Here is a 14,908-nt window from a genome sequence, read left to right on the forward strand (position 1 = left end):
ACCGGTGGAACCGATACGTCTTGAGCTAAGTGATCTGGGTCTGCTGGCTCCGGAGCTGACACTTGTCGTCGCCGCTGTGGTGTTGTCGCTGCTCGATCTGCTGCTGCCGCGTCAAATGAACCGGAACTGGCTGGGCTGGCTATCGCTGGTGGGCATTATTATCGCCGCTGTATTTGCGGCGGGGCAGCTCAATCCTGCGGAACCGAAGCAGCTGCTGAACTTCAGCTACCGGGTCGACGATTTTGCGGCCATCCTGAAGCTGGTGCTGCTGACGGGAGCCGGGCTGATTACGCTTATGAGCATCGGCTCGGTGAAAGAAGATGAAATTCCGCATGTCGGCGAATTTTATTATTTGCTTCTGCCGGCAACGCTTGGCGGTATGATTATGGCTTCGTCCGGCGATCTGATCACCATCTTCGTCGGCTTGGAACTGCTCAGTATCACTTCGTATATTTTGGTAGCCATGCGTAAAAAAGACAAGCGCTCGAACGAGGGGGCTTTCAAATACCTTGTGCTGGGCGGTGTATCGTCAGCCGTCATTCTGTACGGAATGTCCTTCTTGTATGGCATGACGGGCTCGACGGTGATCAAGGAGATTAACGCGGGACTCGGGCAGGCGTCCCATGGAATGCTTCCGCTCGTCTATTTAAGCTTTTTCCTGCTGCTTGCGGGGTTCGGCTTCAAAGTGGCGGTGGCGCCGTTCCATATGTGGGCGCCGGACGTATACCAAGGAGCGCCGACGCCGGTTACCGCTTTCCTTGCGGTCGTGTCGAAGGCGGCGGCATTTGCGATTCTGTTCCGGTTTATGTACAACGTCTATGCGATCGGGGATCTGATGAATCTTCCGTTCCATCAGGATGTCTTGCTATCGCTGATGGTCGTGGCGGCGGCCGCGATGATCGTCGGTAACTTCATTGCTCTGCGGCAAACGAACATGAAGCGGCTGCTCGCCTATTCGGGTATCGCCAACTCCGGCTATTTGATGGTGCCGATCGCGATTCAGTTCTCGATGATGCATTACTCGAATTTCGCCGAGTTCGCTTTTTACCTGATCGCCTATCTATTCATGAACATCGGGATTTTCGCGGTGCTGATGATCGTCGAACGCTCGACGGGCGACGATGAGATCAAAGGCTTGGCCGGGTTGTATTACCGTGCGCCGGGAACGGCTGTTGCCACCGTGCTGCTGGTGCTGTCCTTGGCAGGGCTGCCGGTGTCAGGAGGCTTCTTCGGGAAGCTGTACATTTTGCTCGGCACGCTGCAAACGCAGCATTACTGGCTTGCGGCCGTCATGATCGGAACGAGCGTCGTTTCGTACTACTTCTACTTCGGCTTGATCCGCCAAATGTTCATGCGCAGCGAAGACGGAGGAGCGCAGCTGATCCGCATGAGCGTTCCGCTTGGCGTAACGATGTGGCTGTGCGTAGCGGCGAGCGTAGTGCTCGGATTGTTCCCGCACTGGGTGCTCGGCTACTTGGAGCGCATCTTCTCGCTTGCGCAGGATTTGTTCATATTTAGCTAGTCCGGGTGGACATATGGTCCCGCTCGTCCATGCGAAAACCCGCTTTTCCTTGACCGGAAAGGCGGGTTTTTTCGGCGTATGTGTCCGAATGGTGAAACTTTTCGCTCAGGTTTTCAATTCCAGTTGCAGGGAGTCGGCTTAAAGCTTAGAATGAGATAATGGGGTTAGGCTGAAGAAAAATCATGATAAAGGATTCTGAATGCGATGAACGGCATAAATCTTAAACATACCATATACTCATCATTCTTAGGCCTCACGATTTTCCTCATCAGCACCGGTACGGTTTTTGCTTTGGAGGCGGACGATCCGTTCTACGCCAAGCAAACTTACCTCAAGCAAATTCATATGAACGAAGCCTGGAATGTGACACAGAGCAACAGCGGCATGATTATCGCGATCGTCGATACCGGAGTGGATTTGGCGCACCCCGATTTGAAGCCTAATTTGGTGCCGGGCGTCAACCTGATTCATCCGAAACAGCCGCCGGCGGACGACAACGGCCACGGCACTAACGTAGCGGGTGTCATAGGTGCTGTGGGAAATAACGACCGGGGCGTTGCCGGCATGCTGTGGAATGCTCGGATCATGCCGATCAAAGCGCTTGAAGCGGACGGGACCGGCGGCGAGCAGAAGCTCGGCGAAGGGATTCGTTATGCCGTCGATCATGGCGCCAAGATTGTTGTTCTCTCGCTCGGCCTCAATAAATACTCCGCTTACATGAACGATATCGTACGGTACGCGGAGGAAAGAGACGTGCTGCTGGTAGCCGCTACGGGCAACGAAGGCAACCGCGTCAAATATCCGGCGGCGTATCCTACCGTCCTCGCGGTTGGCGGAGTGAATGCCAACGGTACGGTGAACGAAATGTCCAACACGGGGCCGGAGGTCGACGTCGTCGCGCCTTGGGATGTGTTCACGACAGCGGCAGGCGGTTCGTACAAAGCGAACGACGGGACGTCGATGGCTGCACCGCAAGTCGCGGCTGCGGCTGCGTTGCTATGGGGACGGAATCCGCAGATGAAAGCGTATCAGGTTCGTCAATGGATTCGCCAAACCGCGGAGGATTTGACCGGAAAAGGTTGGAATCCGCGGACCGGCTACGGCTTGCTTCGGGTAGACCGATTGCTCAGTGAGCCTTATTTGACTGACATGTACGAGCCGAACAACCGTAAGGATCAGGCCAAGGCGATCTCCATCAGTAAAAAAATTACCGCATCCTTCTTGGACGGCACGGACAACGACTGGTTTGCTACGGATGCTTCCTACGATGGAAGCGTAAATGTTACGCTGGAGCTTGATAGCAGCTTGTCGGTGAACGTGCAGCATACGGACGCTTCCGGCGTGCTGACGACCAAAACTGTGCAAGGGGGCCAGACGGTTCCGTTCAAGGTAACGAAAGGGCGCAGCTATTTTCAACTACAGCTTAGCGACCGCAACCGTAAAGTGGAGACGCCTTACGGACTGACGACTTCCTTTGACATTTACCGCGATCCGTACGAAGACAACGACCGCCAGTTCAAAGCGTTCGTGCTGCCTTCCCGGAGCGTGAAGGTCAAGGGGACGTTTCACCAATACAACGATGTGGACTGGTACGAATTCCCGGTTCAGCAAACTGGTTCGTTGCGTATTCATGTGACGACCGATACGGCGCGAATCGACCCGGTGCTTCTCGTTCAAAAGCAAGGAGAGAAGTCGGTGACGATCGACAAAGGAGACGACGGCGCAACGGAGTCGTACTCCTTGCCCGAAGTGTTTCCGGGCACCTACTACATTCGGGTGAACAACGTGAAGGATTATACGAACCCGGTTGTTGGCGAATATACGCTCGCGATCGAGTACGATGCGAAGCTGATCGATCCGAACGAACCGAACAACCGCTCTTATCAGGCGACAGTTATCTCAATGGATACTCCATATAACGGCCTGCTCGATAAGTCGGACGACGTGGACTGGTTCCAGTTCAAGGTAGAAGAGGAAAGCTTCGTTCGGGTCGGACTTAGCGACATTCCTTCCGGCGTGAGCATGTATATGCATTTATACGACGGGTCGATGAATTCGATGTCAACCTCGATGAACAGCAGCTCATCCGACTCGCAGGAGTTGTCCGGCCGTTTCAAGCCGGGGACGTACTATCTGAAGCTGACTTCAAACCGTCCATTCGATAACCGTATGTATCAACTGCTCGTTAACGCCAAGCCGCTGATCGGCGGCTATACGGATATTCGAGGGCATTGGGCGCAAAATGCGATCTTGAATTTGACCGGCAAACAGATCATTGACGGATACGACAACTATACGTTCCAGCCCAATCGCCCGATTACTCGCGCCGAAGCGACGGCGGTTATCTCTCGGGCGTTCCGGCTGTCGAAGCAAAGAGCGGTCAGCTTCTCCGATTTGCCGGAGACGCATTGGTCCTACGATCATGTGGCCCGGGCGACACAGGCGGGTATTATCGAAGGCTACCCGGATCGGACGTTTGCGCCGGACCAGCCGGTTACTCGCATGGAGATGACGGCGATGCTGGCACGCAGCATGAACATGGCGGGCAAACGAAGAGGCGCCCTTCCGTTCACCGACGTGGATGAAGAGTATTGGGGCACCGCTTTGCTCAAGCAGATGAAAGCCGAAGGACTGGTCGGCGGCTATGCGGACGGCTCGTTCCGGCCCGAGCAGCAGGCGACCCGGGCCGAATTCGTCCAGCTGCTGATGGGGATTCTGAAATAACCGGGCCCGGAAGCGGCTAATACGGCTTTTTCCGGATCGGCGGGACACTTCCGTGAAAGCGGGGAATGCTTTTCTATGGATTATTTGGATCAAATGAGCGCGTCGATGGGACTAAAGGGGATGATCAACATTGTGGTCGTCCTGGTATTCATCGGCGTCTCTTGGTGGGCTCTGCAGGAGCTGAAGCTGGAGATGATACTGAGACGCCCCAAAAGCGCCCAGGCCAAAATGCTGCAAATCCTTCTCTCGATCGCGCTGGGGTATCAAATTGCCCGCTTCGTGATCGACTATTTGGAGTGGTCGACTTGGTTCTCCGGAATGTTCTGAAAAAACATTTTTTCGAATAACCGAGGAGAATGTTGTCAACAATGGTTAGTACAACCGTTAAAAAATCCGCTCGGGCCACGAATGGTATCGTGACCGGCTAAAGACTATGAAACCGCAAGCAGAAATTACGCGGAAGGGGATCATGATGAACAAAATAATCGTCCGCGGCGGCAAAAAGCTATCCGGCAGGGTAAAAATACACGGCGCGAAAAACGCTGTCCTGCCGATCATCGCAGCCTCGATCTTAGGAACGGACGGAGTCAGCGTCATTCACGACGCGCCTCCCCTGGACGACGTCCTTGTCATTAACAAGGTGCTTGAAAGTCTGGGAATCAAGATTGAATATAAACATGAAACGGTCCGCATCAATGCATCCAAAATTGATACGTGCGAGGCCTCCTATGATCTGGTAAGAAAAATGCGGGCGTCGTTTCTGGTTATGGGTCCGCTGTTAGCCCGTGTCGGCAAAGCGCGCATATCGCTGCCTGGAGGGTGCGCTATCGGTACGCGTCCGATCGACCAGCATCTGAAAGGCTTCGAAGCGATGGGCGCAGAGATTGAGCTCGGCCAAGGGTATATCGAAGCGAGGGTGAGCGGACGATTAAAGGGTGCCAAGGTGTACCTCGATGTTGCCAGTGTGGGAGCGACGGAGAACATTATGATGGCCGCGGCGCTTGCCGAAGGCACGACCTTAATTGAGAATGCCGCCAAGGAGCCTGAGATCGTCGATCTGGCGAACTATCTTAACGCGATGGGCGCCAAAATCCGCGGAGCGGGTACGGGCATGATCCGCATCGACGGCGTATCGAAGCTCACCGGTGCAGTACATACGGTCATTCCCGACCGCATTGAAGCGGGTACATATATGATTGCCGCCGCCATCACGAACAGCGACTTGTACATCGAAGGAGCGATCGGCGACCATTTGCGTCCGATCATCTCCAAGATGCAGGAGATGGGCGTGCAAATAGAAGAAGATGAGAACGGCCTTCGGGTGTATACGGATCGTCCTCTCCGTGCGGTGGATCTTAAAACGCTGCCTTATCCCGGTTTCCCTACCGACATGCAGTCGCAGATGATGGCGCTGCTGCTGCTGGCAGATGGGACCAGCCTGGTTACCGAAACGGTTTTTGAGAACCGTTTTATGCATGTGGAGCAAATGTTGAACATGAATGCGCAGATTAAGGTGGAAGGCCGTACGGCGGTCGTTAGCGGCGGCAGCAAGCTCCAAGGGGCCAAGGTGTGCGCGACTGACCTGCGTGCCGGAGCGGCGCTTGTTTTGGCCGCGCTTGCGGCCGATGGCGATACGGAGATTACCGGCATTCATCACATTGACCGGGGCTATGTGAATATTGCCGAGAAGCTCAGTGTACTGGGGGCAGACATCCGCCGGATTCCTGTCGAGATCGTCGATACGGAAGAAGAGGAACAAACGCTCCCGCTGTTTTCCGTGCAGCCAAGCCTCGCTTAACGTCTATGGCTTCTATTCTCTTGGAACGGGAACCGACTCTTTCATTCGAAAAGGGTCGGTTCTCTTTCTTTTGAGGTTCTATTCTATCTTTTCGGTTCATAAGATGGTGTTACCTGCAGCCGCAGCGCTTGATTATGGAGAGCCGACAAAATGATGGAGGAACCCGTTGATGAAGTACAAGCTGACCCGGACGCAACAATCTTGGATTCGCTGGTTGGCCGTTTGGCTGGCCAGCTTCACAGCCGTCGTCGTGCTGGTACCCGGCCTGCTCATACGCACGGGGCCCGGAAAGAAGCCGGAACCTGCGCCGCCCGCTGCAGAGCAGCCGTCCGCAGCGCGGAAGCAGGACGAACTGCTTATTCCCGTTTACCGGGCAAAGGAGAAGAGAACGGAGAGAATGGCCCTTGAGCAGTATGTGCGGGGAGTCGTCGCGGCGGAGATGCCGATCGAATTCGAGCCGGAAGCGCTCAAAGCTCAAGCGATGGCCGCACGCACCTATATCGTCCGAAGACTGCTCGACGGCGACCAGAGCAATGTCCCGGATGTGAATGCGCTCGTAACGGATACGATCAGCCATCAGGCTTACGTCACCGATGAGGAGCTAAGGCAGCGTTGGAGCGATGAGGCGTTCCTCTCCCGCATGGACAAGCTGAAACGGGCGGTAGAGGAAACGAGGGATCTCGTGCTAACCTATCAAGGAAAGCCGATTGAAGCGAGCTTTTTTTCTACCAGCAACGGGTATACGGAAAATTCGGAAGACTACTGGAATTTCACCGTTCCGTATTTGCGAAGCGTACCGAGTCCTTGGGATGCTAAGCTGTCACCTCGCTATAAAGAGACGGTAGCTTTTACGTCCAAGGAGCTGCAGCGAAAGCTGGGTTTGCCCGGCGTCGTGCCGGTATCGGCCGGAAGCCCTCTCGGCATTAAGGTGATCGAGAAGAGCCAAGGAAAACGTATCAAGAAGCTGTCTATAGGCGGAAAGCTATTTACTGGAAGAGAGGTTCGAGAGAAGCTCGGACTGAATTCCAGCCAGTTTCAATGGTCATGGAGCGGCGGAGAATGGCGGTTTACGACATTCGGCTACGGACATGGCGTAGGGATGAGCCAATGGGGCGCCAACGGGATGGCGATGGAAGGACGCAAAGCGGAGGACATTGCCAAATACTATTATGCCGGCATAGCCATCGACCGGGCTTCCAATCTATTGAAAGGAAAAATTTTCTAATAAAATAGGTTTTCCCGCGTATAAATCTCGCGAACCTGGCAAGAATGGTTAGCGAGGTGATATACAAATGAGTGAACAAAAAAGAGATTTGGTCCAAGAAGAAGCTCCTAAATCTACCGAAGGAGCCCAAAGCGGCACATCGTCAACCTGGAAAAGATTGCTCGCCAAGAAGTGGGTATTTCCGGCAACGTACATGGCAGCTGCGGCAATCATCTTAACGTTAATGTGGTGGTACCAAGGGTCGAGCATCACGAAGCCTGACAAAAACGTCAGTCTTGATGCTGCGAAATCCGGTACGGTCACAGGAAACGTCTCGGGTACCGATGCGGTAGCTACCAACGCGAAACAGGAAACGATGCAATGGCCGATCAAAGAACGCAGCGAACTGGATGTCGTGCTTCCTTTCTTCGATAACAAAGCATCGAACGAAGTGCGGCAAGCCGCGATGGTCGAATACGGCGACACCTTCACCCCACATATGGGTATGGACTTCGCAAGACACGACAATCAAGTATTTGATGTATTGGCCGTTATGGGCGGTAAGGTCACGGCGGTACAGAAAGACCCGGTCGTCGGCAACTTGGTGGAAATTACGCACAGCAACGGGCTTGTTTCGGTCTATCAAAGCTTGGCCGAAGTCAAGGTCGCCAAAGACGCCGAAGTGAAGAAGGGCGACGTTATCGCCAAGGCGGGACGCAACGAGCTGGAAAAAGATCAAGGTACCCATTTGCATTTCGAATTGCGTCAAGGTCAAGGCGGTCCGGCGGTCAATCCGGAGCAATACCTCGGAGATCATTAATATCGGCAGAGCGGCAGGCAGGGGAACGTTTCCTCTGCCTTTTTGTTTTTGCGGAACGCATGTCCTTGAAATAATTGTTCGCTGCGGGCTTGTCAGCCTTCCAAAACAAAGAATATAAGCGTGGGCCCCTCATATAATGTACCAAACTAACTCGAGTAGGGAGGCGAGGGGAGTGCACGATTACATCAAAGAGCGAACCATTAAGATAGGCCGCTGCCTGGTGGAGACCAAGCATACGGTTCGCACCATAGCCAAGGAATTCGGCGTTTCCAAAAGCACGGTGCACAAGGACTTGACCGAACGTCTGCCGGAGATTAATCCGGAGCTTGCCAATCAGGTGAAGCATATCCTGGAATATCATAAGTCAATCCGTCACCTGCGCGGGGGAGAAGCCACCAAGATTAAGTATCGGAAAACCCGCAGCCCGAAGGCGCAAGAGAAGCTCGTTACCGTTAAGTAAGACCGGCCCCGTTGCCGGCGCGTTCCCAGCCGTACCGTGAGCTGCATTACTCAACGCGGAGGTAGGCCTATAGCCCTTGGAAGCAAACGGGCCTCCGCGCCGCTGACGGTACGCCCCTTCTCCCGAACCGGCCGGAAACGAAGCGATATTTGTCGAAAAATCGTTGAAGAAAAAGAGGAATTTTGAAATACATGGCGAATTTACCTAAGTAACGTATATAATAGAAGTGCCGCTTCTTTTACAATAAGAATGGACGGTTGGTTAGGGAGGATTAATAGGAATGTTAAGCAAGGATATCGGCATAGATCTTGGGACTGCGAACGTCCTGATTCATGTGAAAGGTCGGGGCGTAGTCCTGGATGAGCCGTCCGTCGTCGCCATCGAAAGCGATATAAAGCGAGTGCTGGCCGTGGGCGAAGAAGCGCGCCGCATGGTTGGCCGGACGCCTGGTAATATTGTGGCAATCCGTCCGCTGAGGGACGGTGTTATAGCCGACTTTGAAATAACGGAAATGATGCTGAAGTATTTTATCAATAAAGTCGGCGGGAAGAACTGGTACAGTCATCCCCGTATTTTAATCTGCGCTCCGACGAACATCACGTCGGTAGAGCAGAAGGCCATTCGGGAAGCGGCCGAACGGAGCGGGGCACGCGAAGTGTTTTTGGAAGAAGAGCCTAAGGCTGCGGCCATCGGCGCCGGAATGGATATATTCCAACCGAGCGGCAACATGGTCGTAGATATCGGCGGAGGTACGACGGATGTGGCCGTATTGTCCATGGGCGACATCGTTACCTCCTCTTCTATTAAAATCGCAGGGGACAAGTTTGACTCTGCCATTATGAAATATATTAAAAGCAAGTACAAGCTCTTGATCGGCGAACGAACGAGTGAGGATATTAAAGTCCGCATCGGGACGGTGCACCCGGACGGCAAACGCGAGACGATGGATATCCGCGGCAGAGATATGGTGAGCGGACTGCCGTTAACAGTGACCATCAATTCGCAGGAAATTCAAGAAGCGCTGTGGGAGTCGGTATCGTCTATCGTGGCGGCGGCCAAGAGCGTGTTGGAGCGCACGCCTCCGGAGCTGTCGGCCGATATTATCGACCGGGGCGTTATTTTGACCGGTGGCGGCGCGATGCTTCACGGCATCGATCAATTGCTGGCGGACGAGCTTAAGGTGCCCATCCTGATTGCAGAAGATCCGATGCACTGTGTTGTGAAAGGAACCGGCATTATGTTGGACAACCTGGATAAAGTAACCAAGCGCAAATTTTAGGAGGGTAACCATTCGATGTTAAGAGGCCTGTATACCGCCGCTTCCGGCATGATCGCACAGCAGCGCAAGCACGACATCGTTACCAATAATATTGCCAACCTCAACACCCCCGGCTTTAAAAGCGGCAACGGAATTAACCGGTCGTTCCCGGAAGTTCTGATTTCCCGTGTACGCAGCGGCAAGGACGAACCGGGTTCGGTGCCTGTCGGCCGGATTAATACGGGGGTTATGGCGGAGGAGAACGTTTTTCTGCATGTACAAGGCGATATTCAGGAAACGAAGAACCCTTTTAACTTTGCCTTGATTTCGAATATTCAGGTGCCGGGCGCCCGCTTTGACAGCTCAGGCAAGTACGTGGATCAGAACGGACAGCGAGTGATTCAGCCCCAAGCTTTCTTTACGATCCTGAACGCAGTCGGCGAACAGCGCTATTCCTTGAACGGCAATTTTTCGCTGGATGCGAACGGACGGATGATCGATTCCGAAGGCCATTCGGTGCTAGGTCGCGATGGGCAACCTATCGTGCTGATGGAGGGGGGGGCACCCGTCACAAATTTCCGTATGACCCGGACAGGACAGTTCACAAATGCGGACGGTCAGCCGATATTAAATGGGAACGGACAAGCTTTGAATCTGCTCATTACCCGGGTGGAGGATCCCAACCAGTTGGTCCGCGAGGGCAACGGACTGTACCGCTTAAATACACAGGATCAAGGCGGGTTCCGGCCGATTGACGCTCAAGACCAGATTGAAGTGAGACAAGGTTATATCGAACGCTCCAATGTTGATCCCGGCCAGTCCATGGTTGATATGATGTCGGCTTTACGGGCTTATGAAGCCAACCAGAAGATGATTCAGTACTACGATAAAAGCATGGAGAAAGCAGCCAACGAAATCGGGCGCGTCTAATCCCCCGTTATAGCTCGTCCAGCTGAGATTCACCCTTACAGGAGGAGTTTACGTGAATCATTCGATGATCAATTCATCCGTTTCGATGCATGCGCTTCAGCAAAAGCTCGATCTGCTTGCGAATAATATGGCCAACGTCAACAATACGGGCTATAAGCGCCAGGAAGCTTCGTTTCAAGACGTGTTGACCAATGTGAAGCAGCAGCCCCGCGGTTTTCAAAAGGAAGGCCGGCTCACGCCGCTCGGCTACAACCAAGGGTGGGGCGCCAAGCTTGTCGCACCCCAATTGAATATGACTCAAGGCTCGCTGCAGCCAACGAACAACCCACTTGACATGGCGATTGAAGGAGCCGGCCTGTTCGAAATAACGACCTCTTCTCTGGATGCAGCGGGTAATCCGGCTAGAGAGACCCGCTGGACGCGAGACGGTTCATTCCAACTGTCGCCGTCGGGCGATCCTCAGAACCCTGACGGCTTGATTTTGACTACGAAAGACGGTCATTACGTCATGAGTGCCGATAACACTCCACTTCGCGTGCCGAACAATCATCAGGTACAAATTCAGGCGGATGGAACGATTCTGGCCTATGATGAAGCGGACCCTAATGAGAAGGCGGTTCCGGTCGGGCAAATCAAAATGGTTCGCGTGGTTCGCCCTCAGCTTTTGCAGCAGCTAGGCGATAATGTGTTCGGATTGCCTTCCGATATTACGGCACAGCAGCGGGGCGACATTTTGGAGCCTGTAACAGCGGGGAACAACAACGTAGATCCGATTACGGTGCATCAGGGCTTTTTGGAACAGTCGAACGTCAGTCTGACAGACGAAATGACCGAGCTCATCATGGTTCAGCGGGCGTTTCAATTGAACTCCCGCGCAGTCGCATCGTCCGATCAAATGATGAACTTGGCCAACAACTTGCGTGGCTAACGGCATTACGCAAAGCGAGGTAGGGAACTTGAGCGATAACCGAAAGAAGGCGCCTGCAGAATCGAAATTATGGAAAAAAGCGGTTTTTACGTTCCTGAAGTGGACGTGGATTCCGTTCACTGGCATTGTGGCGCTTTTAGTAGGGCTTGCGATCGGGTACGTTTATATAGGAAAACAAGATTTTCAAGAGGTTTTCAATTTAAATACGTGGCGTCATGCGTTCGATTTGATCTTTGCTGATACGTAGTGATAAACTCCCGGGTAAGGGAGTTTTATTTTTTTCCTCATAAAGGTATAATGTATGGATGGGAAGCGTTATAGAGAGAGAATCGAGCTGCGACGATAACTTAAGCGGCTCAGAGGGGGACGCTATTTCGTGTTGAACTTGCCCAATGTACTGACCGTATGCCGCTTTGTTCTGATTCCCGTCTACCTCGTGGTATTTGGAGCAGGATATACTAAAAGCGCCTTTTTCGTCCTGCTTATTGCAGGGCTTACCGACGTACTGGACGGCTACATCGCGCGGAAACGAAATTTGGTCACCGAGCTCGGCAGTATGTTGGACCCGCTCGCGGACAAGCTGATGATGATCACCGTTATCTTGTCGCTGGTTTTCTCCCAGATGATTTCATGGCAGGCTGCAGGAGCCATGTTTTTACGGGATGCGGGCATGATCGTAGGATCAGCTATTTTTCACTTTCGGGGCAAAAAGACCGTTCCGGCGAATGCGATGGGTAAATTGACGACCGTCTTGTATTATGTTGCCATTCTGCTAATTGTTTTCGAACTTCCATACGCTCATGCGTATTTATGGTTTGTCATCGCCGTATCGTTTGTCACCTCTATTATTTATATTCTTCAGTTCAAGCTGCTGAACAAACGCGGCTTACATTCATAAGGGACCCCTTTTCGAAATAAAAAGAGCTCATGCCCAGGTTCACCTTATGGGCAAATCCGAACATAAGCTCCCTTATATCAACCTTCACTGCTGCAGCTCATGAAGGGACATTTGTATTGTAAGTTGAACCAGACGTTTTTATACTCACACCAAGAAAGGAGCATCTGCCTTGTTAGATGCCGTTCAAATTCAAAAGATTATTCCGCACCGTTACCCGTTTTTGTTGGTAGACCGCATCGTAGAAGTTGAAGCGGGCGTGAGAGCCGTAGGTATTAAAAACGTAACGATCAACGAACCATTTTTCCAGGGACATTTTCCAGGGTTCCCCGTTATGCCAGGAGTGCTGATTGTCGAAGCTCTTGCGCAGGTCGGTGCTGTAGCCCTATTGCAACTGGAAGCAAACCGTGGGAAAATCGGGTTGCTCGCAGGGATCGACAATTTTCGGTTCCGCGGCCAAGTGAAGCCGGGGGATACGTTAAGGTTAGAGGTCATGATTACGCGATCGAAAGGCATCATCGGCAAAGGGCAGGCAACGGCCAAAGTCGAAGATAAAGTCGTCGCGGAAGGTGAACTCATGTTCGCGCTTCAGGAGAACACCGATCATAATTAACATAAATACATAAAAATTCGGGTAGAGGAGATGGGACGATGAATACGGGGAAGCATGTACAGGAGCAATATGAGCTTTGGTTGAAGGATCCGGCAATTGACGAGGGCACCAAAGAAGAGCTTCGACAAATTGCAGGGGATCCCAAAGAAATCGAGGATCGGTTTTACCGCGATCTGGAATTTGGAACCGGGGGCCTGCGCGGCGTCATTGGGGCCGGTACGAACCGGATCAATGCTTATACCGTAGCCCGTGCTACCCAAGGGCTCGCGCAGTTCATGCTTGCTTCCGGCAACACATCGCTTTCCGCGGTCATTGCCTACGATTCCCGGAACCAGTCGCCCGAATTTGCGCTTGAAGCCGCTAAGGTGCTGGCAGGTAACGGAATTAAAGCGTATGTGTTCGAATCGCTTCGTCCGACGCCGGAGCTCTCGTTTGCCGTCCGGTATTTGAAGGCCGACGCCGGCATCGTTATCACGGCGAGCCACAATCCGCCCGAATATAATGGATACAAAGTATACGGAAACGATGGCGGACAGCTTGTTCCGGAGCAAGCTGAGCAAGTCATCGCTGAGATCCGCAAAGTGCAGTCGTTTGCCGACGTAAAAAGAAAGTCGCGTGCAGAGGCCGAAGGCGCCGGATTGCTGCAATGGGTCGGCGAGGCGGTGGATGCCGAATACATTCGTGCGGTCACGGCCATCAGCCGCAACCCGGAGCTGGTGAAGCAGACGAGCGATAACTTCCGCATCGTGTTCACACCGCTGCATGGAGCGGGCAATTTATCCGTTCGCGCGGCATTGGCCGGCATCGGCTTCGATCAGGTGCAGGTGGTTGCCGAGCAGGAACAGCCGGACGCCAACTTCTCTACAGTCAAGTCGCCGAATCCGGAGGAACGGGAAGCATTCGCTTTGGCGATTAACGAAGCCAAGAGAACGAACGCCGACATCATTATCGGAACAGACCCGGATTGCGACCGGATGGGCGCGGTCGTAAAAGATGCGAACGGCGAATATTTCGTGCTGACGGGCAATCAGTCCGGCGCGATTATGGTCGATTATCTGCTCAGCAGCCGCAAAGAGCGCGGCGAGCTCCCGGCCAACGGAGTCGTGATCAAAACGATCGTCACCAGCGAGATGGGTGCGGTCATTGCCGAGCATTATGGGGCTAAAGTATTGAACACGCTGACGGGCTTCAAATATATCGGCGAAAAAATGACACAGTTCGAGCGGACCGGCGAAGCCGAGTTTTTGTTCGGCTACGAAGAAAGCTACGGATATCTCGCCGGCAACTATGCGCGCGATAAGGATGCGGTGATCGCGTCGATGCTGATCTGCGAAGCCGCAGCTTATTACAAAAGTCAGGGCAAAACCTTGTACGATGTCCTGCAGGAACTGTATGCGCGTCACGGCTACTTTCTGGAAAAGCTCGAATCGCGCACGCTCAAAGGCAAGGACGGCGTCGAGAAAATTCAAAGCATCATGAGTGATTGGCGCAGTACCCCGCCGGAAAAGCTTAACGGATTGCGGGTCGTTAAGGTTGAGGACTTCTCTCAAGGATTGTACGGACTTCCGTCGGAAAACGTCCTTAAATATACGCTTGAAGACGATTCTTGGTTTTGCCTCCGCCCATCGGGCACGGAGCCGAAGATCAAAGTATACTTTGCCGTTCGAGGCATCTCCGCGCAGGCCGCTTCCGAAGCGATCGAACAACTGGTGCAGACTGTTATGTCCCGCGTGGACAATCACAACTAACTTTGGGA

The 14,908-nt window shown here is 53.2% G+C and carries 14 protein-coding genes; all 14 read left to right on the forward strand.

Annotated features, from left to right (window positions below; all coding sequences use genetic code 11):
* Positions 1-4: 4 nt before the first annotated feature.
* The 14 genes from BLO51_RS13170 (at position 5) to BLO51_RS13235 (ending at position 14,900) form a co-directional block, all read left to right on the forward strand.
* A complete protein-coding gene (locus BLO51_RS13170; protein WP_090672280.1) occupies positions 5-1,522 on the forward strand; it encodes an NADH-quinone oxidoreductase subunit N in 1,518 nt (505 codons plus the stop codon).
* Between the two features lie 204 nt (positions 1,523-1,726).
* Entirely contained in the window at positions 1,727-4,246 is a 2,520-nt protein-coding gene (locus BLO51_RS13175; protein ID WP_090672283.1) for a S8 family peptidase, read from the forward strand.
* A 75-nt stretch (positions 4,247-4,321) separates the two neighbouring features.
* Entirely contained in the window at positions 4,322-4,573 is a 252-nt protein-coding gene (locus BLO51_RS13180) for a DUF1146 family protein (protein ID WP_090672287.1), read from the forward strand.
* Between the two features lie 145 nt (positions 4,574-4,718).
* Complete coding sequence (murA, locus tag BLO51_RS13185; protein WP_090672438.1) at positions 4,719-6,044, forward strand: UDP-N-acetylglucosamine 1-carboxyvinyltransferase; 1,326 nt, start codon at positions 4,719-4,721, stop codon at positions 6,042-6,044.
* Positions 6,045-6,213: 169 nt separating this feature from the next.
* Positions 6,214-7,269, forward strand: coding sequence for a stage II sporulation protein D (spoIID, locus tag BLO51_RS13190; RefSeq protein WP_174551244.1), 1,056 nt, complete (start codon positions 6,214-6,216; stop codon positions 7,267-7,269).
* A gap of 67 nt (positions 7,270-7,336) precedes the next feature.
* Positions 7,337-8,068, forward strand: coding sequence for a M23 family metallopeptidase (locus tag BLO51_RS13195; protein ID WP_090672294.1), 732 nt, complete (start codon positions 7,337-7,339; stop codon positions 8,066-8,068).
* Positions 8,069-8,240: 172 nt separating this feature from the next.
* Entirely contained in the window at positions 8,241-8,528 is a 288-nt protein-coding gene (gene spoIIID / locus BLO51_RS13200) for a sporulation transcriptional regulator SpoIIID (protein ID WP_036682840.1), read from the forward strand.
* Between the two features lie 280 nt (positions 8,529-8,808).
* Positions 8,809-9,807: a rod shape-determining protein gene (mreB, locus tag BLO51_RS13205; RefSeq protein ID WP_090672296.1), complete on the forward strand. Its 999-nt coding sequence runs from the start codon at positions 8,809-8,811 to the stop codon at positions 9,805-9,807.
* Positions 9,808-9,822: 15 nt separating this feature from the next.
* Entirely contained in the window at positions 9,823-10,716 is an 894-nt protein-coding gene (locus BLO51_RS13210) for a flagellar hook-basal body protein (RefSeq protein WP_090672299.1), read from the forward strand.
* A gap of 52 nt (positions 10,717-10,768) precedes the next feature.
* Positions 10,769-11,644, forward strand: coding sequence for a flagellar hook-basal body protein (locus BLO51_RS13215; protein WP_090672302.1), 876 nt, complete (start codon positions 10,769-10,771; stop codon positions 11,642-11,644).
* Positions 11,645-11,672: 28 nt separating this feature from the next.
* Positions 11,673-11,891: a DNA-directed RNA polymerase subunit beta gene (locus BLO51_RS13220; protein WP_245719648.1), complete on the forward strand. Its 219-nt coding sequence runs from the start codon at positions 11,673-11,675 to the stop codon at positions 11,889-11,891.
* Between the two features lie 129 nt (positions 11,892-12,020).
* Positions 12,021-12,542: a CDP-alcohol phosphatidyltransferase family protein gene (locus BLO51_RS13225; protein WP_090672308.1), complete on the forward strand. Its 522-nt coding sequence runs from the start codon at positions 12,021-12,023 to the stop codon at positions 12,540-12,542.
* A 169-nt stretch (positions 12,543-12,711) separates the two neighbouring features.
* Positions 12,712-13,152 (forward strand): 3-hydroxyacyl-ACP dehydratase FabZ, encoded by a 441-nt coding sequence (fabZ, locus tag BLO51_RS13230; RefSeq protein ID WP_090672311.1) that lies wholly within the window; start codon positions 12,712-12,714, stop codon positions 13,150-13,152.
* A gap of 38 nt (positions 13,153-13,190) precedes the next feature.
* The gene (locus tag BLO51_RS13235; protein ID WP_090672314.1) at positions 13,191-14,900 is read left to right on the forward strand and encodes a phospho-sugar mutase; all 1,710 of its coding nucleotides are present in this window, start codon (positions 13,191-13,193) and stop codon (positions 14,898-14,900) included.
* Positions 14,901-14,908: the final 8 nt, after the last annotated feature.

The organism is Paenibacillus tianmuensis (assembly GCF_900100345.1).
GTDB classification, from domain to species: Bacteria; Bacillota; Bacilli; order Paenibacillales; family NBRC-103111; genus Paenibacillus_G; species Paenibacillus_G tianmuensis.

Excerpts from the sequence above, each read along its gene's own strand:
- BLO51_RS13175 (WP_090672283.1), top strand. The coding sequence starts at position 1,727 with ATGAACGGCATAAATCTTAAACATACCATATACTCATCATTCTTAGGC.
- BLO51_RS13180 (WP_090672287.1), top strand. The coding sequence starts at position 4,322 with ATGGATTATTTGGATCAAATGAGCGCGTCGATGGGACTAAAGGGGATG.
- murA (WP_090672438.1), top strand. The coding sequence starts at position 4,719 with ATGAACAAAATAATCGTCCGCGGCGGCAAAAAGCTATCCGGCAGGGTA.
- BLO51_RS13195 (WP_090672294.1), top strand. The coding sequence starts at position 7,337 with ATGAGTGAACAAAAAAGAGATTTGGTCCAAGAAGAAGCTCCTAAATCT.
- BLO51_RS13235 (WP_090672314.1), top strand. The coding sequence starts at position 13,191 with ATGAATACGGGGAAGCATGTACAGGAGCAATATGAGCTTTGGTTGAAG.
- spoIID (WP_174551244.1), top strand. The coding sequence starts at position 6,214 with ATGAAGTACAAGCTGACCCGGACGCAACAATCTTGGATTCGCTGGTTG.
- BLO51_RS13210 (WP_090672299.1), top strand. The coding sequence starts at position 9,823 with ATGTTAAGAGGCCTGTATACCGCCGCTTCCGGCATGATCGCACAGCAG.
- mreB (WP_090672296.1), top strand. The coding sequence starts at position 8,809 with ATGTTAAGCAAGGATATCGGCATAGATCTTGGGACTGCGAACGTCCTG.